Source organism: Streptomyces sp. NPDC021012 (genome assembly GCF_044333355.1).
Classification (GTDB): domain Bacteria; phylum Actinomycetota; class Actinomycetes; order Streptomycetales; family Streptomycetaceae; genus Streptomyces.
In genome coordinates this window covers 37,113-59,386 of the sequence record NZ_JBIRQU010000011.1, presented here as the reverse complement: position 1 = coordinate 59,386, position 22,274 = coordinate 37,113, and the positions used below count along the sequence as shown (strand labels likewise).

Annotated in this window: 19 protein-coding genes and 1 tRNA gene; 9 read left to right on the top strand and 11 right to left on the bottom strand. The window is 72.1% G+C overall.

Going from position 1 to position 22,274, the window contains the following annotated elements:
• The first annotated feature begins 112 nt into the window (after positions 1-112).
• Positions 113-709 (top strand): histidine phosphatase family protein, encoded by a 597-nt coding sequence (locus ACH4TP_RS30345; RefSeq protein WP_389222234.1) that lies wholly within the window; start codon positions 113-115, stop codon positions 707-709.
• 6 nt (positions 710-715) lie between these two features.
• On the opposite strand, the gene ACH4TP_RS30340 is transcribed toward ACH4TP_RS30345, so the two are convergent.
• On the bottom strand, positions 716-2,005 hold the full coding sequence (locus ACH4TP_RS30340; protein WP_389222232.1) for a tetratricopeptide repeat protein: 1,290 nt from the start codon (positions 2,003-2,005) through the stop codon (positions 716-718).
• A 226-nt stretch (positions 2,006-2,231) separates the two neighbouring features.
• On the opposite strand from ACH4TP_RS30340, the gene ACH4TP_RS30335 reads away from it, so the two are divergent.
• On the top strand, positions 2,232-2,720 hold the full coding sequence (locus ACH4TP_RS30335; RefSeq protein WP_398188785.1) for a hypothetical protein: 489 nt from the start codon (positions 2,232-2,234) through the stop codon (positions 2,718-2,720).
• 33 nt (positions 2,721-2,753) lie between these two features.
• Positions 2,754-3,620, top strand: a complete 867-nt coding sequence (locus ACH4TP_RS30330) for a spermidine synthase (protein WP_389222228.1) — start codon at positions 2,754-2,756, stop codon at positions 3,618-3,620.
• 4 nt (positions 3,621-3,624) lie between these two features.
• Here ACH4TP_RS30330 and ACH4TP_RS30325 read toward each other — a convergent pair whose 3' ends face one another.
• Entirely contained in the window at positions 3,625-4,218 is a 594-nt protein-coding gene (locus ACH4TP_RS30325; RefSeq protein WP_398188790.1) for a hypothetical protein, read from the bottom strand.
• Between the two features lie 76 nt (positions 4,219-4,294).
• Between ACH4TP_RS30325 and ACH4TP_RS30320 the strand changes: the two genes are divergently transcribed.
• From ACH4TP_RS30320 to ACH4TP_RS30310, 3 genes are all read left to right on the top strand, one after another.
• Positions 4,295-5,008, top strand: coding sequence for a response regulator transcription factor (locus ACH4TP_RS30320; RefSeq protein ID WP_389222224.1), 714 nt, complete (start codon positions 4,295-4,297; stop codon positions 5,006-5,008).
• Positions 5,005-6,378, top strand: a complete 1,374-nt coding sequence (locus tag ACH4TP_RS30315) for an ATP-binding protein (RefSeq protein WP_389222222.1) — start codon at positions 5,005-5,007, stop codon at positions 6,376-6,378. The genes ACH4TP_RS30320 and ACH4TP_RS30315 overlap by 4 nt, the downstream gene beginning before the upstream one ends.
• 155 nt (positions 6,379-6,533) lie before the next feature.
• Positions 6,534-8,045, top strand: a complete 1,512-nt coding sequence (locus ACH4TP_RS30310) for a cellulose binding domain-containing protein (protein ID WP_398439704.1) — start codon at positions 6,534-6,536, stop codon at positions 8,043-8,045.
• A gap of 81 nt (positions 8,046-8,126) precedes the next feature.
• Here the strand turns inward: ACH4TP_RS30310 and ACH4TP_RS30305 are convergent, their stop codons facing one another.
• From ACH4TP_RS30305 to ACH4TP_RS30275, 7 genes are all read right to left on the bottom strand, one after another.
• Complete coding sequence (locus tag ACH4TP_RS30305; protein ID WP_398188797.1) at positions 8,127-9,779, bottom strand: bifunctional aspartate transaminase/aspartate 4-decarboxylase; 1,653 nt, start codon at positions 9,777-9,779, stop codon at positions 8,127-8,129.
• Between the two features lie 9 nt (positions 9,780-9,788).
• Positions 9,789-11,492 carry an aspartate-alanine antiporter gene (gene aspT / locus ACH4TP_RS30300; protein ID WP_389222216.1) on the bottom strand — a complete coding sequence of 568 codons (1,704 nt, stop codon included), beginning with the start codon at positions 11,490-11,492 and terminating at the stop codon, positions 9,789-9,791.
• 9 nt (positions 11,493-11,501) lie between these two features.
• Positions 11,502-13,184, bottom strand: a complete 1,683-nt coding sequence (gene aspT / locus ACH4TP_RS30295) for an aspartate-alanine antiporter (protein ID WP_398188801.1) — start codon at positions 13,182-13,184, stop codon at positions 11,502-11,504.
• A gap of 185 nt (positions 13,185-13,369) precedes the next feature.
• Positions 13,370-13,442 (bottom strand) — tRNA-His (locus ACH4TP_RS30290).
• Positions 13,443-13,569: 127 nt separating this feature from the next.
• On the bottom strand, positions 13,570-14,172 hold the full coding sequence (orn, locus tag ACH4TP_RS30285) for an oligoribonuclease (RefSeq protein ID WP_389222212.1): 603 nt from the start codon (positions 14,170-14,172) through the stop codon (positions 13,570-13,572).
• A 126-nt stretch (positions 14,173-14,298) separates the two neighbouring features.
• Complete coding sequence (locus tag ACH4TP_RS30280; protein ID WP_389222210.1) at positions 14,299-15,450, bottom strand: helix-turn-helix domain-containing protein; 1,152 nt, start codon at positions 15,448-15,450, stop codon at positions 14,299-14,301.
• A 421-nt stretch (positions 15,451-15,871) separates the two neighbouring features.
• Complete coding sequence (locus ACH4TP_RS30275) at positions 15,872-16,237, bottom strand: hypothetical protein (RefSeq protein ID WP_398188805.1); 366 nt, start codon at positions 16,235-16,237, stop codon at positions 15,872-15,874.
• A gap of 536 nt (positions 16,238-16,773) precedes the next feature.
• Between ACH4TP_RS30275 and ACH4TP_RS30270 the strand changes: the two genes are divergently transcribed.
• Together ACH4TP_RS30270 and ACH4TP_RS30265 are read left to right on the top strand one after the other, a co-directional pair.
• Positions 16,774-17,295: a universal stress protein gene (locus ACH4TP_RS30270; protein WP_123452601.1), complete on the top strand. Its 522-nt coding sequence runs from the start codon at positions 16,774-16,776 to the stop codon at positions 17,293-17,295.
• Between the two features lie 172 nt (positions 17,296-17,467).
• A complete protein-coding gene (locus ACH4TP_RS30265) occupies positions 17,468-18,031 on the top strand; it encodes a GPR1/FUN34/YaaH family transporter (RefSeq protein WP_389222206.1) in 564 nt (187 codons plus the stop codon).
• Between the two features lie 163 nt (positions 18,032-18,194).
• On the opposite strand, the gene glmS is transcribed toward ACH4TP_RS30265, so the two are convergent.
• Entirely contained in the window at positions 18,195-20,012 is a 1,818-nt protein-coding gene (glmS, locus tag ACH4TP_RS30260; RefSeq protein ID WP_389222204.1) for a glutamine--fructose-6-phosphate transaminase (isomerizing), read from the bottom strand.
• 37 nt (positions 20,013-20,049) lie between these two features.
• Positions 20,050-20,325 carry a hypothetical protein gene (locus tag ACH4TP_RS30255; protein ID WP_030210307.1) on the bottom strand — a complete coding sequence of 92 codons (276 nt, stop codon included), beginning with the start codon at positions 20,323-20,325 and terminating at the stop codon, positions 20,050-20,052.
• Between the two features lie 270 nt (positions 20,326-20,595).
• On the opposite strand from ACH4TP_RS30255, the gene ACH4TP_RS30250 reads away from it, so the two are divergent.
• On the top strand, positions 20,596-22,224 hold the full coding sequence (locus tag ACH4TP_RS30250) for a beta-N-acetylhexosaminidase (RefSeq protein ID WP_398188811.1): 1,629 nt from the start codon (positions 20,596-20,598) through the stop codon (positions 22,222-22,224).
• Positions 22,225-22,274: the final 50 nt, after the last annotated feature.

Below are 22,274 nucleotides of genomic sequence, written 5' to 3'. Positions count from 1 at the left end.
GGGAGGGACGCCGGACGGCCCCTCGGGGTTGCCCGGACTCCACCCCGGATTCACCCGTCGGCGATGATGGGAGGGTCACGTCCGCACCGTGAACCCCTGGAGCGTTCTTCCCATGGCACCGCGCATCCTGCTCGCCCGGCACGGCCAGACCGAGTGGTCACTTTCCGGCCGGCACACCGGCAGGACCGACATACCCCTGCTCGACGAGGGGCGGCGCGGCGCGAAGCTGCTCGGCGAGCGCCTGCACCGCGGCCCCTGGCAGGGCCTGCCCGACGTCGAGGTGCGCACCAGCCCGCTCGTCCGGGCGGCCGAGACCTGCGAGCTCGCGGGCTTCGGGGACAGGGCCGAGCCGTGGGACGCGCTGATGGAGTGGGACTACGGGGCGTACGAGGGGCTCACCCCGCCCGAGATCAAGAAGATCCAGCCGGGCTGGTTCATCTGGCGCGACGGCGTCCCCGAGGGCGAGACCCTCGCGCAGCTTTCGGACCGCGCCGACGCGATCGTGGAGTGGGCCCGCTCCGCCGACCGCGACGTCCTGGTCTTCGCCCACGGGCACATCCTGCGTTCGATCGGCGCGCGCTGGCTCGGTGAGGACGTCTCCTTCGCCTCCCGCATCCGCCTCGACCCGACGAGCCTCTCGGTCCTCGGCTGGGCGTACGACGCCCCGGCGCTCGAACGCTGGAACGACACCGGGCACCTGGAGCAGTAGGCCCCGTCAGGCCCTGCCCGCCAGGGCCCGACCGGTCTCCGTGAGCAGGCCGCGGACGCGGGCCGAGGCGATGCCGTCGAGGGAGTCCGTGACGCGCCGCGCCTCCGCCGCCGCCTCGTCCGGGCGGCCGGCGTGCGCCAGGGCCTTGGCGAGGTGGGCCCGGTAGAGCGCGAGGTTCCGGGCGAAGTGCGGGTTCTGCAGGACGGCGGCCCGGTGGGAGTGGCGGGCCGCGCGGCCCCACTCGCCGAGCGCCGACCAGCACCCGGCCTCCAGGGCCTCCCGCTCCGGCTCGCCGAAGAAGGACATCCACTCGGGGTCGTTCTCGGACGGGCCCCGGTCGAAGTGGCCGTGCGCGCGGCCGAGGGCCTGCTCGCAGGCGGAGCGGTCGCCGAGCCCCGCCCAGGCGCCCGCCTCCCGCAGCGAGAGCAGCGAGAGCAGCCGGGCCGAGCCCAGCGGCTGCGCGGCCCGCAGCCCGGCCTGCGCGGCCCGCACCGCCTCGCGGTACCGGCCGGTGTCCCGGGCCAGGAACGAGGTGTTGCAGAAGGCATGCGCCTCCAGGGCCGCGTTCCCCGCCACGCGCGCGGTGGCCAGCGCCTCCGCGTAGTGCGAGCGGGCGTCCTCGTGGCGGCCCGAGTCGTGGGCCAGCCAGCCGACGGAGAGGGAGAGCTCGCCCGCGCCCGCATGCAGCCGGTCCTCGGTGGAGCGGCGGGACATGGTGCCGGTGTCGAGGAGCGCGTACGCGGTACGGAGCGGCTGGGCGGCCACCTTGTAGAGCCCGTCGGCGCCGTGCCGGTCGTCGAGCAGTCGGATCCGCCGCACGGCGTCCTCGACGGCCCGCACCTCGGCCTCGCCGATCCGGTGGGTGCCGCGGGGGGAGGGGATCGCGACGGCGGGGCCGCCGAGTCCCAGCGAGGCGGCCGCCAGGGTGGCGGTGCCGCTCGTCATGAATGCGCGACGCAGCACGTCGCTCTCCTCATCGTTCCGGGTGGTGATGGCGGCGGGAGGCGCTGCCCCGGCCGGGACGGCCTGCCGCCGGCCGCGCACCGTCTCCCGCGCGGAGAACCCCAGGTCGGAGAGGCTCAGACCGGGGAACATGTGCAGGAAGACCCGCTCGTACGCGTAGTTGGGGCAGCGGATCTCGCCCGCCTCCACGCGCCCGATGTAGCGGGCGTCGCACGCGACCTGTTCGCCGATCTCCCGTGCCGCCCGGCGGACCGCCGCGGCGAACTCCGCCGGCGAGTGCTGTCCGCGGAGCCGGCGGAAGGCGAGATTGGGAACTGCCCGTGACATCGCCATGGCCGAGCCCTCTCCTGGTGCTGCCGGGTGTCCGGCGGGCATGAACGTACCTGCTGTGACGGGATGCTCACGCTGAGTTTGGCCACAAATCGGATATCTCGCCTGCGATCTGCCATGAACTGCCATCCTTTGCGGCGGCATCCTGCCGTAGCCGTTGACGCGCGCGGGCGTTGAACCGTATGGGAGAGACGGAACGTGTCTCCTCTGGTAGCGAGGAGGGGTCCTCATGTCGGAGATCGGTTCGCAGTCGGCCATGCGGCACGCACCTGCCCCGGAGACCATGGGCCTCGTGCCCGCACCGGAGGCCCTGGGCCTCGCGCCCGCGCCCGCCCAGGACGTCGACGCCGGAGCCTGGGACCTGGTGACCGTCCCGGTCCGGCAGGGCCTGGAGGCCGTCGACATCCTGCGCCGCGCCGCCGCCCCCGCCGTCGGCCCCGTCGTCCACGACGGCACCTGCGACACCCTCGGCTTCCTGGTCCCGCCGGGCACCGCCGCCGCCTGGGACATGCCGGGCAGCGCCTGTACGCGGACCTCGGGGCGCGGCTTCCGCCTCCCCGAGCTGCCGGAGCTCCCCGAACCGGCGGGCGACGCGCCCCGCCCGGCCGGCTGGCTGCTGCCCCCGGGCGACACCGACCCCGTCACCGACCCCGTCGTCCTGCGCGAGGCGCTGGGCGAGGCGGCCCGGCTGATCGAGGCGGCCGACGGCTGCCACTGAGCCGCCCCCGGGCCGTGCCTCGATAATGGGCCCGTGGCCAGGAACAGACAGAAGGACCGGGCGGCGGCGGCCGCCCCCGTCGTCGAGACCGTCGACGGCGGGCTCGCCGAACTCATACCCGACCGGGAGCGCCCGCGCGCCTGGACGCTGCTCATCGACGGCGCCCCGCAGTCGCACGTCGACCTCGACGACCCGGCCCGCCTCACCTTCGAGTACCAGCGGCGCCTCGGCCACATCGCCGACCTCGCCGCCCCGCCGAACCGGCCGCTCCAGGCCGTGCACCTCGGCGGCGGCGCCTTCACCCTCGCCCGGTACGTCGCCGCGACCCGGCCCCGCTCCACCCAGCAGATCGTGGAGCTCGACGAGCGCCTGGTCCAGCTCGTCCGCCGCGAACTGCCCCTCGACGCCGGGGCCCGTGTCCGGGTCCGCTCCACCGACGCCCGCGCCGGCCTCGCCAAGGTCCAGGACGGCTGGGCCGACCTCGTCATCGCCGACGTGTTCAGCGGGGCCCGCACCCCGGCCCACCTGACCAGCACCGAGTTCCTCGCCGAGGTGCGGCGGGTGCTGCGGCCCGGCGGCTTCTACGCGGCGAACCTCGCCGACGGCCCGCCGCTGGCCCATCTGCGCGGCCAGATCGCCACCGCCGCCGCCGTCTTCCCCGAACTGGCGCTCACCGCCGACCCGACGGTCCTGCGCGGCCGCCGCTTCGGCAACGCGGTGCTGCTCGCCTCGGACCGCGAGCTGCCGGTGGCCGAGCTGACCCGCCGCGTCGCCACCGACCCGCACCCGGGGCGCGTGGAGCACGGCCGGGCCCTCGCCGACTTCGCCGGCGGGGCGGCGCCCGTCACCGACGCGAGCGCCAAGCCCTCACCCGTACCGCCGGCGTCCGTCTTCCGCTGAGACCTCAGGTCTGCCGGTCGTCGATCTCCACGCGGGGCGCGGTGTCGTGCCAGACGCAGAAGACCGACAGTTCGCGGCCGTCCCGGGTGAAGGTGACCCGGATCCAGGTCGGCTGCTTCCACACCTGCATCTGCCAGCCGGACGCGGGCGTCGCCGAGACCAGTTCGGCCGAGCTCTCGCCGAGGTCGAAGGTGACCCGGCCGCCGTCCACGGTGTAGGCCTTCACGCCCGAGCCGAAGTCCGAGCCGGAGTCCGAGCCCGGGCCCGGCGGGGGCGTGGTGGGGGCCTGCGTCGTGGGGTCCGGGCGGCGCGAAGGGGTCGCGGACGGGGTGGCCGGGGACGTACGGGCCTCGCTCGGCGTGGACTTCGGCGTGGCGGGCGCGGACGGCGGGGCGGTGGCGGGGCTCAGGGTGGAGGAGGTCTGCGGATCGTCGCCGGACGCGGCCGTTCCGATGGCGGGGCCGGCCGGGAGGGGCAGGGCGAGCGGCGGGTCGTACACCGTGCCGGACAGCACCGTGTGCACTCCCCACCAGGACAGGGTGACCGCCGCGCCGGTGGCGAGCGACCAGGCCAGGGCGTGAACGGGTCCTCTTCGCACCGGGACATAGTGCACCACCGCGCTTTGGTCCGTACCGGAGGGTGGAACCTCACCCGGATGGCGTACGGTGCCGCCCATGGCAAGTGTGCTCGTGGTCGAGGACGACCAGTTCGTGCGCTCCGCCCTCATCCGGCAGCTGACCGAGGCCTCCCACACCGTACGGAGCGTCGGCACGGCTCTGGAGGCGCTGCGCGAGGTCGCCCATTTCCGCTTCGACGTCGTGATCCTGGACCTCGGTCTGCCCGATCTCGACGGGTCCGAGGCGCTCAAGATGCTGCGCGGGATCACCGACGTCCCGGTGATCATCGCGACCGCCCGGGACGACGAGGCCGAGATCGTACGGCTCCTCCACGCGGGCGCCGACGACTACCTCGTGAAGCCCTTCTCGGTCGAGCACCTCACGGCCAGGATGGCGGCCGTCCTGCGCCGGTCCCGGGCCGCCGCCGGCGAGGCGCCGCCGTCCCGGGCCATCCGGGTCGGCGGGCTCACCGTCGACCCGCTGCGCCGTCAGGCGGAGCTCGACGGGGCGCCCCTCGACCTGACCCGGCGCGAGTTCGACCTGCTCGCCTTCCTCGCCGGGCGCCCCGGCGTCGTCGTCCCGCGCAAGGAACTGCTCGCCGAGGTCTGGCAGCAGTCGTACGGGGACGACCAGACCATCGACGTCCACCTGTCGTGGCTGCGGCGGAAACTGGGCGAGACGGCCGCCAGGCCCCGCTACCTCCACACCCTGCGCGGCGTCGGCGTGAAGCTGGAGCCGCCCCGGGAGCGGGAACCGGGGACGCGGCCGTGAGATGGGCGCTCGTCAAGGTGTCGCTGGCCGTCACCGCCATGGTCGTCGTCGCCTTCGCCGTCCCCCTCGGGCTCGTCGTCAAGGAGATGGCCCGCGACCGGGCCTTCTCCAACGCCGAACGGCGGGCCGCCGGGCTCGCCCCCGTCCTGGCGATCACCACCGACCGCGACGAGCTCGACAAGGCCGTCGCCACCACCGAGGACGGGGCCGCGGGACGGCTCGCGGTCCACGTGCCCGCCGCCGAACCCGGCGGGGCCGCCCTGGAGATCGGCACCCGGCGCGCCGCCCCCGAGGCGCTCGCCGCCACCCGGGGCCTGGGCCGCGCCTCCATCGCCGAGGTCCCCGGCGGCTTCGCGCTGCTCCAGCCCATGGCGCTCAGCAGCGGCCAGGTCGCCGTCGTCGAACTCTTCGTCCCCGAGGGCGAGGTCAGCAACGGCGTCGCCACCGCCTGGCTCGTCCTCGCCGGGGTCGGCGTCGCCCTGATCGTCGGCTCCGTCGCCGTCGCCGACCGCCTCGGCCTCCGCATGGTCCAGCCCGCCCAGCGGCTCGCGGGCGCCGCCCACGACCTCGGCGAGGGCAGGCTCGGCGCGCGCGTCCCCGAGGAGGGACCGCCCGAACTCAAGTCGGCCGCCGTCGCCTTCAACTCCATGGCCGACCAGGTCGTCCAGCTCCTCGCCAACGAACGCGAACTGGCCGCCGACCTCTCCCACCGGCTCCGCACCCCGCTGACCGTGCTCCGGCTCAACGCGGCCTCCCTCGGCTCCGGACCCGCCGCCGAGCAGACCCGCGCGGCCGTCGAGCAGCTGGAGCGCGAGGTCGACATCATCATCCGCACGGCCCGCGAGGCGAAGCCGCAGACCCAGGCGACCGGGCCCGGCGCGGGCTGCGACGCCGCCGAAGTGGTCCGCGAGCGGATGGACTTCTGGTCGGCGCTTGCCGAGGACGAGGGCCGCCGCGTGCGGGTCGCGGGCGTCGAACGCCCGGTCCGCATCCCCGTCGCCCGCCCCGAACTCGTCGCCGCCCTCGACGCCCTGCTCGGCAACGTCTTCCGCCACACCCCCGAAGGCACCGCCTTCTCCCTCGACGTCCACAACGGCGACGACGCCGTCATCATCCTCGTCTCCGACGCGGGCCCCGGCATCCCCGACCCCGCCGCCGCGCTCGCCCGGGGCGCGGGCAGCGGGCGCGACGGCTCCACCGGCCTCGGCCTCGACATCGCGCGCCGCATGGCCGAGTCGACGGGCGGCGACGTCCGCATCGGCCCCTCGATCCTCGGGGGCACGGAGATCCGGATCTGGATCAGCCTCGACGGACGCGGAGCCGGCCGGGGCGGGGGCGCGGGGCGCCGCGGCCGCCGCCGCAAGGGGTGACGGTCCGGTCCAACCTTTCGTGGTTCCGATGCCTCCCTTAAGCGGAGCCTAAGAATCCCAACCCCGGCCCCGATCAAGGCATTTGTCCGTTTCCCGCCCGCTAGCGTGCTGCCGCACCCCACCCCCACCCCCGGCACACCAGAGGCAGGCACGCGATGGGCAGCAGTTCGCACCGGCGCAGGACGAGCACCCGCACCAAGGCCGTCGGCGCGCTCGTCGCGGCGGCCGTCGTCGGAGGCGCCGCCTTCGCGCTCACCGGCACCGCGCAGGCGGCGGGCGTCGGAGCCGCCTACACCCGCACCAGCACCTGGACCGGCGGCTACACCGGCCAGTACGTCGTCACCAACGGGACGAGCGCCGTCCAGTCCGACTGGACCCTGGAGTTCGACCTCCCGGCCGGCACCACCATCGGCTCCCTCTGGAACGGCGACCACACCGTCTCCGGCGGGCACGTCACCGTGAAGCCCGCGAGCTGGAACAGGCAGCTGGCGCCCGGCCAGTCCGTCACCGTCGGCTTCGTCACCTCCGCCACCGGCCAGGCCTCGGACCCCGCGAACTGCCTCATCAACAAGGCGGTCTGCTCCGCCGGAGGCCCCGCCCCCACCCCCAGCGGCCGCCCCACCGACCAGCCCACCGCGACGGCCACCCCGAAGCCGACCCCGACCGCGACGGCCACCACGAGCCCGAAGCCCACCGCCACGGCCACCGTGAAACCCACCACCGCGCCGACCCCCACCCCCACCGCGACCGCCACGGGCACCCCCGCCCCCGCCACCGCCGCCCGGTTCGCCCCGTACGTCGACACCTCGCTCTACCCGGCGTACGACCTGCTCTCCACCGCCGACGCCACCGGCGTGAAGGAGTTCAACCTCGCCTTCATCACCTCCGGCGGCACCTGCGCCCCGCTCTGGGGCGGCGTCACCGACCTGGCGAGCGACAGGGTCGCGGCCCAGATCGGCGCCCTGCGCGCCAAGGGCGGTGACGTCCGCGTCTCCTTCGGCGGCGCCGCCGGCCACGAGCTGGCCCTGAACTGCTCGACCTCCTCGGCGCTCGCCGCCGCGTACGGCAAGGTCGTCGACCAGTACGGGCTGACCAAGGTCGACTTCGACATCGAGGGCGCGGCCCTGCCCGACACCGCCGCCAACACCCGCCGCGCGCAGGCGATCGCCCAGCTCCAGAAGTCCCACCCGGGCCTGAACGTCTCCTTCACCCTCCCCGTCATGCCCGAGGGCCTCACCCAGCCGGGCGTGGACCTGCTCGCCGACGCGAAGCGCAACGGGGTCCGCGTCGACGCCGTCAACATCATGGCGATGGACTACGGGCCCGCGTACAGCGCCGACATGGGCACGTACGCCGTCCAGGCCGCCACCGCGACCCAGGCCCAGATCAAGGGCGTCCTCGGCCTGACCGACGCGGCCGCCTGGAAGGCCGTCGCCGTCACCCCCATGATCGGCGTCAACGACGTCGCCGGTGAGGTCTTCAAGGTCGAGGACGCCACCCAGCTCGCCGACTTCGCGAGGTCCAAGGGGATCGGCTGGCTCTCGATGTGGTCCGCGACCCGCGACAAGCAGTGCGCGGCCGGTGCCGTGACGTACGCCGACCCCACCTGCTCCTCGGTCCTCCAGCAGCCGCTGGCCTTCACGAAGGCCTTCGGCACGTACCGCTAGAACCACCGCGCCCCCCACACCGCGCGCCCCGGTCGGAACCACCCCCACCGCCGACCGGGGCGCGCCCTCCCGCGCGCGGACTCAGAGCACCCGCGTGGCCTTCCACTCCTCCGCGTAGTCGTTGAAGATCGCCCGCAGGTGGTGGCCGATCTTCAGGTAGTCCAGGTCGTCGAGGTTGGCGAGCGAGACGCGGACCGACCATTCGGGGCCGTCGAAGCCGCCGCCGTTGAGGAGCACCACGCTGGTCTGCTCGGCGAGCCGGAACAGCGGGTCGACCGGCTCGTAGTTCTTCTCCAGGAAGTCCGCGAAGTCCTTGCCGTGCACCCGCTCGGCCTCCGCGAGGAGGTCGAGCTCGATGTAGTACCCGGCCCGCTTCGGGTCCTCGGCGATCTTCATCTGGGCGCCTTCGAGGAGCAGGTCGAGGCGCTGCCGCACGATGTCCCGGATCTTGTGCTTGTAGGCCTGGCCCTCCTCCAGCATGTCGAAGAGCGAGAAGAGCGCCATCATCACCTGCTGGGGCAGGGAGAGCCCGGCGGTGTGGTTGAGGGCGACCTGCCGGGAGTCGGCGACGAGCCGGTCGATGAAGCGGATCTTCTCCGGCTCCAGGGACAGCGACCCGTACCGCTTGTCCAGCCGCTCCTTCTCCGCCCGCGGCAGCTTCGCGAGCATCTCGTCGATGACGTTGTCGTCGTGCAGGCCGATGACGCCGAGCCGGTGGCCGGTGCAGCCGTAGTGCTTGGAGTACGAGTAGACGAGCAGCGTGTTGCGCGGGAGGTCGGCCGCGAGCGAGCGGAAGCCCTCCACGAAGGTGCCGTACACGTCGTCCGTGACGATCAGCAGGTTCGGGTTCGGCCCGGCGACGATGTCCTTGATCTGGTTCGCCACGCGCTCGCTCATCGCCAGGGACGGCGGGTTGGACGGGTTGACGACGCAGACCAGCCTGACCGACGGGTCGGCCAGCTTGGCGACCTCCTCGGTCGGGTAGCGCCACTCGCGGACCCCGGTCTCCGCGAAGGAGCTCGCGTTGACGGTGACGACGTCGAACTCGTACGTGTCGAGCTCGGGGATCTCGATGTACGGGGTGAAGACCGGCACCATCAGCGCGATCCGGTCGCCCTTCTTCAGGATCCCGTTCTTCGTCAGGGAGTCGAAGACGTAGCACATGGCGGCCGTGCCGCCCTCGGTCGCGAAGAGCGACAGGTTCCCGGCCGGCGGCCGTTTGTCGAACATCTCGTCGTGCACGTAGCCGCGGACGATCTGCTCGGTGTGGGCGAGGATCCGGTCCGGCACGGGGTAGTTGTCGCCGATCGTGCTGTCGGTCAGCTCGTGCACGAACGCGTCCTTGTCGAAGCCGAAGCGCTCCACGGCGTACTCGACGCAGTTCCGCAGCAGTTCGATGCCCGGCAGGTCCGGGTGGCGGCGCACGAAGGTGTCGAAGCGCTCGGCGGAGCCGCGGAGTTCGGGCATTCCGCCGAGGTTGTCGGCGGTCCACACCCGGCGCGACTCGGAGAGGGCGAAGTAGCCGAGCGCGTAGAAGGCCTCGCGGGGGCCGGTGGCGACCCAGTTCGGGTTGCCGCGGCCCGCGTTGAGCATCTGCGTCTGCGACTTCTCCTTCTGGCCCGGCTTGTCCGCCTGGGCGGCCTGCGCGATCTGGATGAACTTGTCCTTCAGCTCGAACGGCGAGAGCTGCGCGAAGGACTGGATCTCCTGGCGGGTGAACGTGGTCTTGGGCACGGGGAGTCCTTAGTGGTTGAGGATGACGATCACGGCGCCCCAGATGGTCAGCAGGACGTTGCCCACCGCGTAGGGGATCGTGTAGCCGAGGGTCGGGATCTGGGACCTGGACTGCTCGTTGATCGCGCCGATCGCCGCGGTCGTCGTCTGGCCGCCCGCCAGGACGCCCATCAGGATCGGGAAGCGGATCTTCTGCACGTAGTGGCCGTACAGGAAGCCCACGATCAGCGGGACCACCGTCGCCACCGCGCCCCACACGAGCAGCCCCCAGCCGGCCGTCGACAGGCCGCTGGTGAAGCTCGGACCGGCGTTGATGCCGACGACCGCGACGAACAGGCAGAGCCCCAGGGTGTCCATGAACCACTGGGCGCCCGGCGGCACGTTGCCGTACGTCGGGTACTTGCCGCGGATCCAGCCGAAGACCAGGCCCATGATCAGCGCGCCGCCGGAGGTGGACAGCGAGATCGGGACGCCCGAGACCGTGAGGGCCGGGATGCCGATGCAGCCGCCGAGGAAGATGCCGAGCCCCACCCACAGCATGTCGGTGGCGAAGGAGGTCGGCACGGGCTTGCCGATCGCCTTGCCCGCCGGGTCCACGAGCCGCTTCGGGCCGGTCAGGACCACCGTGTCGCCGCGCTCCAGCTTCGTGGAGAGCCGGTACGGGAACTCCGCGCCCGAGCGGTAGATCTTGTCGATGTACACGCCGACCATGAAGGGCTCGCGGCGCAGCTCCGCGACCGTCTGCCCCAGGTGCGCCTTCTCCGAGGCCACCACGTGCAGGCTCTCGGTCTGGTAGCCGAGCAGCTCGACGTCGTCGGTCTCGGGCCCGATGTGGGTGCGGGCGTCGAAGTCGATGAGCGAGCCCCGCAGGGCGCTGACGGCGAGCACGTCGCCCGAGCGCAGCACGGTCTGCTGGCTGTGCGCGAGGATCTTCCCCTCGCGCCGCACCCGGGTGATGTAGATCCGGTGCCCGAGCTCCTTCTGCTGGTTCTCGAAGTCGTCGATGGTCCGCCCGACGAGCGGGGAGTGGTCCATCTCGTACGCGCGCAGGACGACCTCGTAGTAGCCCTCGGCCAGGTCGGGGTTGTCGCCCGGGGTGTCCAGCTCCTTCGCGAGCTGCGCCGACTCGGCGGCCAGGTCCCGCTTGTAGAGCTTGGGCAGGACGTTGGCGAGGAGCATCGCGCACAGGATCGTGCCGAGCGGGTACGTGACGGCGTAGCCGATCGCGACGAGGTTCTCCTCGGTCTTCATCTGGTCGGCGGAGAGCCCCGGCAGGTTGCCGATGGCGTCCTGGGCGACGCCGATGACGGCGGACTGGGTGAGCGCGCCGCCGAGGAGCCCGGCGGAGAGCCCGGGGCCGTACCCCAGCATCACGGCGAAGCCCCAGGAGACGAGGAGGCCCGTCACGCAGACCACGATCGCGTTGACGACCTGCGGCAGGCCGTCCTTCTTCAGGCCCCGGAAGAACTGGGGGCCGACCTTGTAGCCGAGGGCGAAGAGGAACATGGTGAAGAAGAGGTTCTTCACCGTGCCGTCGATCGTGATCTTGAACTGGGCGCCGAGCAGCAGACCGGCGACCAGGCAGCCGGTGACGGCGCCGAGCGCGATCGCCTTGTAGCGGAGCTTGCCGAAGAGGAAGCCGAGCGCGACGGTGATGAAGACGAGCAGCTCGGGGTGGGGCTGGAAGACGTTCCGGTTGAGGAAATCGATCATTGCGGCTCCTCACGCCCCCAGGATGCCGACGAGCAGCGGCCCGGTCAGCGGGAGCAGGAAGTTCGAGAGCGTGTACGTGACCGTGTAGCCGAGCATCGGCACCGAGCTCTGGGCGACCTGCGTCACCGAGGTGATCGCCGGGGTCGAGCACTGCTGGCCCGCGATCGCGCCGATCAGCAGCGGCTTCTCGATGTTCAGCAGCTTGCGGCCGACGACCAGCGAGATCGTCGCCGGCACCAGGACCATCGCGATCCCCGCGAACGGCAGCAGCGCCCCGTACTCCTGGAGCAGCGGCCAGGCCTGCGGGCCCGACACCAGGCCCGTGCAGGCGATGAAGATCGCGAGGCCCATGTCCTTGAGGGTGGTGGCGGCCTGCGGCGGGAACGCGCCGAAGGTCTGCGTACGGGAGCGGAACCAGCCGAAGAGCAGCCCGGAGATCAGACAGCCGCCACCCGTGCCGAGCGACATCGGGACGTCGCCGAACTTCACCGAGATCTGGCCGATGAGGCTGCCGCAGACGATGCCCAGGCCCAGGTAGATGAAGTCGGTGGCGTCGTTCTTCACGGTCGCGCCGACCTTCGCCGCCAGCCTCCCGAGGCCCGAGCGGGCGCCGACCAGGGTGAGCACGTCGCCGCGGTTCACGACGGTCTCCGGGGTCGCCGGCAGGCGCTGCTCGCCCCGCACCAGGTCCGTCACGTACACCCCGCCGGAGGAGAACTCCGGGTGCTCCTTGGTGAGGGTGTCCAGGGACTTGCCGATCGCCGCCTTGTCGGTCAGCGAGACCTGGGTGGTGGCGAGCGGGGTGTCGAGGCCGGGGATCGCCGGGGTCTCGGGGCCGATGTGCCGTCCGGCCTCGATGATGTTGGACCGGCGGCCCACCATCAGGACCAGGTCGGAGAGGGTCAGCTCGAAGTCCGGCGGGGGAGGGGTGAGGACCTTGTCGCCCCGCTTCACCGCCTCGACGGTGACCCGGCTGCCGTTCTGCCCCTCCAGCTGGGAGACGAGGGCGCCGTCCGCGATCGTGACCAGGAAGGTCCGGCCGACCATGCCGGGGAGCGCCTCGCGCTCGTCGGACTCCAGGCCGCCGTTGGAGCCGCGCATCCTCTCCCAGAGTTCGCGGGAGGCGTCGCGGAGGTTGATCCGCAGCAGCATCGGCATGATCTGGCTGGTGTAGATGACGATGGTGACGAGGCCGAAGAGGTAGCAGACCGTGTAGGCGGTGGCGACGTGCCCCTGATACTCGGTGATCTGCTGCTGGGTCAGGGTGGAGAGCTTGCCGATCGCTTCGGTGGCCGTGCCGACGACGGCGGACTCGGTGGCGGCGCCGGCCAGGATGCCGGCGGCGGTGCCGACGTCGAGGTCGAAGGCCTTGGCGAGTCCGAGGGCGATGCCGACGACGCAGACGACCTCGATGAGGCAGAGGGCGAAGAAGCGCAGGCTCTTCCTGTTGAGGTTGGCGAAGAACTGGGGGCCCGCCAGATAGCCGAGCGAGAAGATGAAGAGCGCGAAGAAGATCGTCTTCACGTCGTCGGAGACGGTGACCTTCGTCCAGGCGCCGAGGAGCAGCGCGACGATCAGCGTGCCGCAGATGCCGCCGAGCGTGATGGGGCCCACGCGGAGCTTGCCGACGAGGTAGCCGACGGAGAGGCAGAGGAAGAGGGCGAGTTCGGGGTGGTCGCGCAGGACTCCCACGAGGCCTCACCCACCCCAATATGTACGAATGATGCGAATGTCGGACATAAGGGGAAGCTAACAGCGGGCCGGCCGAAGTGGATCAACGGCTCGCCCGTACGAGTGAAGAAGAGAGTGAAGGCATGTGACGACATGCGGAAACGACCGAGGCCCCGGTTCTTTCGAACCGGGGCCTCGGTCATCAGGGTGAGTAACGGGACTCGAACCCGCGACATCCTGGACCACAACCAGGTGCTCTACCAGCTGAGCTATACCCACCACGACCGGCGGTTTCCCCGAAGGTTTCCCTGACCGGCCGAGAAGAAGTCTACAGGGTTCTGGAGGGTGCTCGCGCCACCGTTTTCCGCGGGGGCTTCCCGGGGCTCCCGGAGGCGCGAGCGGGGGCTCATTCCGCGGGGACGACGTGACGGGCCGCGATCTGCTTCGCGGTCTCCGAGTCCGGGCCGGGCTGCGGGACGAAGATCGCCTCGCGGTAGTAGCGCAGCTCGGCGATGGACTCGCGGATGTCGGCGAGCGCCCGGTGGTTGCCGTTCTTCTCCGGACTGTTGAAGTACGCCCTCGGGTACCAGCGGCGGGCCAGCTCCTTGACCGAGGACACATCGACGATCCGGTAGTGCAGGTGGCTCTCCAGGGCGGGCATGTCGCGCGCGAGGAAGCCGCGGTCCGTGGAGACCGAGTTGCCGCACAGCGGCGCCTTGCCCGGCTCCTTGACGTGCTCGCGGATGTACGCGAGGACCTGGGCCTCCGCGTCGGCGAGCGTGGTGCCCTCGGCGAGCGCGTCGAGCAGCCCGGACTTCGTGTGCATCTCGCGCACGATGGCGGGCATGGTCTCCAGGGCCGCGTCCGGCGGGCGGATCACGATGTCCACCCCTTCGCCGAGCACGTTCAGTTCCGAGTCGGTGACCAGCGCGGCCACCTCGATGAGTGCGTCGTCCGTCAGCGAGAGCCCGGTCATCTCGCAGTCGATCCACACCATGCGATCGTTCATGCGTCCTACCTTAGGGGTCGTGCGGGTCTTCCGGCCCTCCCCTGGGAGGCCGACGGGCCCCCGGGGGAGGTGTCCCCGGGGGCCCGTCGGTCCTGCGTTCCACCGCTTGTGGCGGCGGCGGTCCTGTTACGGCGCGCTGCGCTGGCCCGGCAGGCCGGGCAGGGCCGGCCGGCCGGGGGCGTAGGCGTCCGACGGGGGCTTGCGGAGCCCCGCCGTGCCCTGCGCGGGCACCGCGACCTCCAGCACCGCCGTACCGGCCTCACCCTGCGGCCGCCGCGCGCGGTACGCCGCGCGGTAGGCGGCCGGCGAGGAGCCCAGCTGGCGCCGGAAGTGGCCGCGCAGCGCCACCGGGGAGCGGAAGCCGCACCGGCCGGCGACCTCGTCGACCGAGTAGTCGGAGGTCTCCAGGAGCCGCTGCGCCTGCAGCACCCGCTGGGTGATCAGCCACTGGAGCGGGGCCGAGCCCGTCAGCGAGCGGAACCGGCGGTCGAAGGTCCGCCGCGACATGTAGGCGCGTGCGGCGAGCGTCTCCACGTCGAACTGCTCGTGGAGGTGCTCCAGCGCCCAGGCGACGACCTCGGCCAGCGGGTCGGCGCCGATCTCCTCGGGTAAAGACCTGTCGAGGTAGCGCTCCTGGCCGCCGCTGCGCCGCGGCGGGACGACCAGCCGGCGCGCCAGGGCGCCCGCGGCCTCCGTGCCGTGGTCGGTCCGCACGATGTGCAGACACAGATCGATTCCGGCCGCGGTGCCGGCGGAGGTCAGCACGTCCCCGTCGTCGACGAAGAGCTCCCGCGGGTCCACGTGGACCGACGGATAGCGCTTGGCGAGCGTCGGCGCGTACATCCAGTGCGTGGTCGCCGGGCGGCCGTCGAGCAGACCGGCCGCGGCGAGCACGAACGCGCCCGTGCACAGTCCGACGATCCGCGCGCCCTCCTCGTGGGCCCGGCGCAGCGCTTCGAGCGCCTCCGGCGGCGGCGGCGAGGTGATCGACCGCCAGGCCGGGACGACGACGGTCCCGGCGCGGCTGATCGCCTCCAGGCCGTACGGCGCGGTGAGTTCGAGCCCGCCTGTGGTCCGCAGGGGGCCTTCCTCGCCGGCGCAGACGAGCAGCCGGTAACGGGGCACGCCGGCGTCCTGCCGGTCGATGCCGAACACGGAGAGCGGGATGGAGCTCTCGAAGATGGGGCCGCCGCTGAACAGCAGCACCGCGACGACTTCGCGACGGCGGCGCCCGGACAACTTCCGTGCGGCCTCCTGTGCGGTGGAGTCCTGGCTCATGACGCTAAGCCCCCCTCGGTGTTCGCGTCTCCCTGGTCGTGTCGCTCCTGCACGTTTCCCCTCGGTTTTGCACGAGACCCCAGTCTTCGGTACCCATGATCGAATCTACTGTGTCCCGTGGCGCCGGCGTGACAAGTTCTCCATCCGGCAGATTGTCGACAAGGCAACTTGGCGTGAAGCGATCGATCGCGAAGTCCTGCCTCCGGCGGCCGCCGGAGAGGGGAGCGCGGCGCCGAACGCCCCCGTACGAGGGGGGTGTGGGCCCCTGGGACGGTGCTTCCGAGGCCGCCGATACAGGGCTTGGCCAATCGTTCCGCCAAGGACTCGCCGATGGCTGGAAGTTGGCTGAAAACATATGGGGTCGCGTGTACGAACCTGTCAACTCGAAGGGGGTCTGGTACGGTCCCGGGCCCTCCGGGGGCTAGTTCCGGCGCCCCGGGCGGACCGCCTCGGCGCGCAGTCCGCGCTCCGAGCGGCGCAGCAGCAGCCGGCAGGCGGCCGTCACCGAGACGAGCCCGAGCGCGGCTCCGCCGGCCCCGCCGAGCGAGGTGCCGTAGCCGATGAGCACGACGGGGACGAGCGCACAGCAGAAGACCGCCCAGCGGACGACGTCACCGGCCTGCTCCGCCGCGCCCTCGCCCACCGCCCCCTCTTCCGGCTCCGCGCCGGAGACCGGGGAGGGGGCGGGTCCGGGCGCCCGGCGGCGGCCGCGGGGCGCGCCGAGTGGGGGTGCGGCGGGCGAGGGTGCGGCGGAGGTCTGGCCGGCGGCGGTCGATGGTGCGGGCACGGGCGGTCTCCCTGCGACGGTGGGACGGGTCTGCGGCGGTGGCGGGGTGGACTGTGGGGTGAGGGTCGGGCGGGTTCTGCGGCGGCGGTGAGGTGGACTGTGCGGCGGCCGGTCGGGCGGGCTCCGCGGCGGCGGGGCGGGCTCCGGGATGGCGGCGGGACGGGTCGGCGGTGGCGGTGGGCGGGTTCCGGTGGGGCGGTTTTCGTGGCGACGGGGGCTGGACCTGTGGCAACGAGGAGCGGAACGTTCCGGTCACTCTCGGCGACGTCCGTTTGGCCCCCGTACGGACACCTGTAGGGCACATCCGGCATTGCCAGATCCCGAACCGCTCGTGCATGCTCCCTGGAACGCCGCGCGCGAGCGGCGGCCATGCCGGGAGTGGCACCGGCGGGCTCTGGGCAGGAGAGGAGTGTCGCCGTACCCTTGGGGGTATGGGCTTGGGAAGATGATTCCCGGACACAGCTCCGCCGCCACCCGTCGTTCGTCCCCTCCTTTCCCCGTCCCTTCCCACGAGGACTTTCTTCGCCGAGACACCGATGGCCGGTCACGAATTCCCCGAACCCGCGGACCGCAAGCGCGTCGCCGACTCCACGGTCGACCCCCTCGCGGTAGAACAGCCACGTCACGCCTGCGACCCGGCCTTCCGGCACGGGGTCGTCGTGGGCTTCGACGGTTCCACGTCCAGTGAGCGCGCCCTCGCGTACGCCATCGGCATGGCCCGCCGCTCCGGATCGGGCCTGATCATCGTGCACGTGGCCAACCGGCTGCCCACCACGGTGTGGGCCGGCTGCGAGCCGCCGGTCTTCGTCGACGTGCCCGACCACCGCACCGAGGTCCTCGGTCTGGAGCTGGCCTGCGCCGACCACCTCTCCGAGGTGCCGTGGATCCTGGTCGAGCGCGGCGGGGACATCTGCCACGAGCTGGAGGAGGTCGGTCGGGAGTACTCGGCCGACGCGATCGTGGTCGGCTCCACGCACGGGATCGTCGGCCGGATCTTCGGCTCGGTCGCCGGCCGTCTCGCGCGCCGCGCGCAGCGGCCCGTCATCGTCATCCCGTAGCCCCAGGCACCCCAGACGGCCCTGCGCCCCGTCAGGTCGCTCCCTCAACTGCCGTTATCCGGCCATAAATTCGGCCTTCCTCAGGTGAATTGTGCGCTTGTGAAGGGTACATAAAGGTCACCGGAACACAGCAGCTCACGCAGGACAACTGCACACCTGAAGGGAGCCCGCCGTGAACAACGAAGTCGCCGCGGGAAACACCACCTCCACGCTCGGCAACCTGGCACTCGGACTGACCCTGCTGGCCTTCGGCCTGGGCGGAACCGGTGTCATCGACAACGTCGCGGCAGCGGATGCCGCGGGCCTCGCCACCTGGGTCGGCGGAGTGACCCTCTTCCTCGTCGGACTGCTCGCCCTGCGCGCGGGCGACAAGGGCGAGGGCACGGCGTACGCGGCGCTCGGCGCCTTCTGGTTCACCTGGGGCAGCGGCGCCGGCGGGCACGCCTCGGCCGACGCCGTGGGGCTCTTCCTGCTCCTGTGGGCGCTCCTCGCGCTCACGCTGACCCTGGCGTCCGCGGGCAGCGGGCTCTTCGGACAGGGCGTGTACGGGCTGCTGTTCGTCGCACTGCTGCTGGGCGGCATCGGCGCCCTCGCCGACAACGGCGGTCTCGGGAAGGCGGCCGGCTGGGTCGCCGCCGTCGCGGGCCTGGTCGCCTGGTACGGCGCCACGGCCGCGGTCGCCGGCTGGCCGACGGCCCTGCGCCGCGCGGGCGGCAGCGCTCCGGCCGCGGGCTGATCACCACGGAAGACACAGCGGTCCCCGTGCACGGGAGGTGTGTGCACGGGGACCGCTGCCGTGTCCGGCCGAGGCTCCGGGGGACAGGCCCGGAGGGGCGGGGCGCCGGGGGACAGGCCCGGCGGCCCCGCCTCGGCCGCGACGGCTGAGGGGCCGGGTGGGCCTACTCGACGGTGACGGACTTCGCCAGGTTGCGCGGCTTGTCGATGTCACGGCCCATGGCGAGCGCCGTGTGGTAGGCGAGGAGCTGGAGCGGGATGCCCATGAGGATCGGGTCCAGCTCGTCCTCGTTCTTCGGGACGACGATGGTGTGGTCGGCCTTCGGCTGCGGCTGGTGCGCGACGGCGAGGATGCGGCCGCTGCGGGCCTTGATCTCCTCCAGGGCGGCGCGGTTCTTCTCGAGCAGGTCGTCGTCGGGGACGATCGCGACGGTCGGCAGGGCCGGCTCGATGAGGGCGAGCGGGCCGTGCTTCAGCTCGGAGGCCGGGTACGCCTCGGCGTGGATGTAGGAGATCTCCTTCAGCTTGAGGGAGGCCTCCAGGGCGACGGGGTAGCCGCGCACGCGGCCGATGAACATCATCGACTGGGCGCCGGCGTACTCCGCGGCGATCTCCTTGATCTGGTCCTCGGTCTTGAGGATCTCCTCGATCTGCGCGGGCAGCTTGCGCAGGCCCTCGATGATCCGCTTGCCGTCGGTGACGGACAGGTCGCGGATGCGGCCCAGGTGCAGGGCGAGCAGCGCGAAGGCGGTGACCGTGTTGGTGAAGCACTTGGTGGAGACGACGCAGACCTCGGGGCCGGCGTGGACGTACACGCCGCCGTCGGCCTCGCGGGCGATGGCGGAGCCGACGACGTTGACGACGCCGAGGACGCGGGCGCCCTTCCGCTTGAGCTCCTGGACGGCGGCGAGCACGTCGTAGGTCTCACCGGACTGGGAGACGGCGATGTAGAGGGTGTCGGGGTCCACGACCGGGTTGCGGTAGCGGAACTCCGAGGCCGGCTCGGCGTCGGCGGGGATGCGGGCCATGGACTCGATGAGCCCGGCGCCGATGAGGCCGGCGTGGTACGAGGTGCCGCAGCCGAGGATCTTGATGCGGCGGATGGTGCGGGCCTCGCGCGGGTCGAGGTTCAGGCCGCCCAGGTGCACGGTGGAGAAGCGGTCGTCGATCCGGCCGCGCAGCACGCGGTCGACCGCGTCGGGCTGCTCGCAGATCTCCTTGTGCATGAAGGTGTCGTGGCCGCCCATGTCGTAGGAGGCGGCCTCCCACTCGACGGTCTCGGGGGTGGCCGTGGTGGAGGCGCCCGAGGTCGTGTAGGTGCGGAAGTCGTCGGCCTTGAGGGTGGCCATCTCGCCGTCGTCGAGGGTGACGACCTGGCGGGTGTGGGCGATCAGGGCGGCGACGTCGGAGGCGACGAGCATCTCCTTCTCGCCGATGCCGAGGATGACCGGGGAGCCGTTGCGGGCCACCACGATGCGGTCGTTGAAGTCGGCGTGCATCACGGCGATGCCGTAGGTGCCCTCGATGTGCTTGAGCGCGTCGCGGACCTTCTCCTCGAGCGTCTCGGCCTCGGAGCGCGCGATGAGGTGGGTGATGACCTCGGTGTCGGTCTCGGAGGCGAAGACGACGCCCTCGGACTCCAGCTTGGCGCGGAGCTCCTGGGCGTTGTCCACGATGCCGTTGTGGACGACCGCGACCTTGTTCTCGGGGTCCAGGTGCGGGTGCGAGTTGATGTCGCTCGGCGCGCCGTGCGTGGCCCAGCGGGTGTGGGCGATGCCGGTGGTGCCGGTGAAGCGCTTGGGGACCTTGGCCTCCAGGTCGCGGACACGGCCCTTGGCCTTCACGACCTTCAGGCCGGTGGCCTTCGGGCTGGTGACGACCATGCCGGCCGAGTCGTAGCCGCGGTACTCCAGGCGGGCCAGGCCCTCAAGGAGCAGCGGGGCCACGTCGCGCTTACCGATGTAACCGACAATTCCGCACATAAAGGTGAAACCCCTCCAGATTGATGACAGGTGCTGCTCAGCCGTAGACGATCCGGCGCAGCTGCCGGAGCGAGAGCTCCGGCGGCGCCACCGCGCGGTGCGGCAGCTCCGCCGCGATCCGTTCGAAGATCTCGGCGTTCACCGCGCCGCCGGACTGCAGCTCGCGGTGGCGGCGGCGGACGAACTCCTCGGTCGTCTCGTCGAAGTACGCCAGCACGTCGAGCACCACCCGGGCGGCCTCACCGCGCTGGAGCGCGGTGCTGCGGACCAGGTGGTCGATGAGGTCGTCGTGCGACGGGCGGCGTTCGAGCACCCGTGAATACTGAGGGGCGACCCGGCTTCTTCGCAAGAATCCTGCCCGAAATCGGGCAGGGGCAGCGTGATCCACTCGCTCTTTCGGCCTCTTGGTCCAGACCTTGCGCCGGGAACGCGTCCGGAAAGAGCGCGCGGTACGCAGGGCGACCAAGGGGATATACAGAACGACGGAACGTATCGATGACCCGAAGCCGATCACCGAAGCCGATCACCGAAGTCGATCACCGAAGTCGATCACCCGAAGGGGAGCCCGCCTGTGAGACAGCGCATGACGATTCCGCGACTGATCGGATCCCTGCTCCTGTTCGCGACCGCCGGGGTCGGCTGCGGCGAGGCGGTCGCCGACAGCACCGACGCCGACGCCAAGGCGCCCGCCGGGGCCGCCGCCGAGCCCGAGGTGCGCCCGCTCGGCCGCATCGTGCCCGTACCCGCCTCCGTCACCCCCGAGGGCGAGCCCTACACCCTCACCGCCGCCACCCGCATCGGCATCGACGAGACCTCCGGCGCGTCCCGGGCCATCGGCCGCTACCTCGCCGGGCTCCTCGGCCCCGCCACCGGCTTCCCGCTGCCCGTCGTCGACGACAGCGCCGCCGGCCACGGCATCCGGCTCCGCCTCGCCCCCGACGAGACCGGCCTCGGCGACGAGGGCTACCGGCTCGTCTCCACACCCGAAGGCCTCACCCTCACCGCCCGCGAACCCGCCGGCCTCTTCCGCGGCGTCCAGACCGTGCGCCAGCAGCTCCCGTCCGCCATCGAGCGCAGGAGCGTCCAGCAGGGCCCCTGGAAGATCGCCGGCGGCACCGTCACCGACACCCCGCGCTACGCCTACCGGGGCGCGATGCTCGACGTCGCCCGCCACTTCTTCACCGTCGACGAGGTGAAGCGGTACATCGACCAGCTCGCCCTCTACAAGGTCAACACCCTCCACCTGCACCTCTCCGACGACCAGGGCTGGCGCATCGCCATCGACTCCCGCCCCCTGCTCACCACCTACGGCGGCTCCACCGAGGTCGGCGGCGGCCCCGGCGGCTTCTACACCAAGGCGCAGTACCGGGAGATCGTCGAGTACGCCGCCTCCCGCTACCAGGAGGTCGTCCCCGAGATCGACATGCCCGGCCACACCAACGCCGCGCTCGCCTCCTACGCCGAGCTCACCTGCGACGGCGTCGCCCCGCCCCTCTACACCGGCACCAAGGTCGGCTTCAGCTCCCTGTGCGTGCCCAAGCCCGCCACGTACGACTTCGTCGACGACGTGATCCGCGAGATCGCCGCCCTCACCCCCGGCCGCTACATCCACATCGGCGGCGACGAGGCCCACTCCACCAGCCACGACGACTACGTGACCTTCATGAACAAGGTCCAGCCGATCGTCGCCAAGTACGGCAAGACCGTCGTCGGCTGGCACCAGCTGACCGGCGCCACCCCCGCGAAGGACGCCCTCGTCCAGTACTGGGGCCTCGACCGCACCCCCGCCGAGGAGAAGGAGCGCGTCGCCGCCGCCGCGCAGAACGGCACCGGCCTCGTCCTCTCCCCGGCCGACCGCACCTACCTCGACATGAAGTACACCAAGGACACCGAGCTCGGTCTCGCCTGGGCCGGCTACGTCGAGGTCCGCCGCTCCTACGACTGGAACCCCGCCACCTACCTCCCCGGCGCCCCCGCCTCCTCCGTCCGCGGCATCGAGGCCCCCCTCTGGACCGAGACCCTCGCCACCACCGGCGACCTCGACGTCATGGCCTTCCCCCGCCTCCCCGGCATCGCCGAACTCGGCTGGTCCCCGGCCTCCACCCACGACTGGGACACCTACAGGATCCGCCTCGCCGAACAGGCCCCGCGCTTCGACGCCCTCGGCATCACGTGGTACCGCTCACCGGAGGTGCCGTGGCCGGCCGAGTAGGGACCCCCTAGGGATCAAGGGATGCGAACCCCGCCGGAGGACCGTACTCC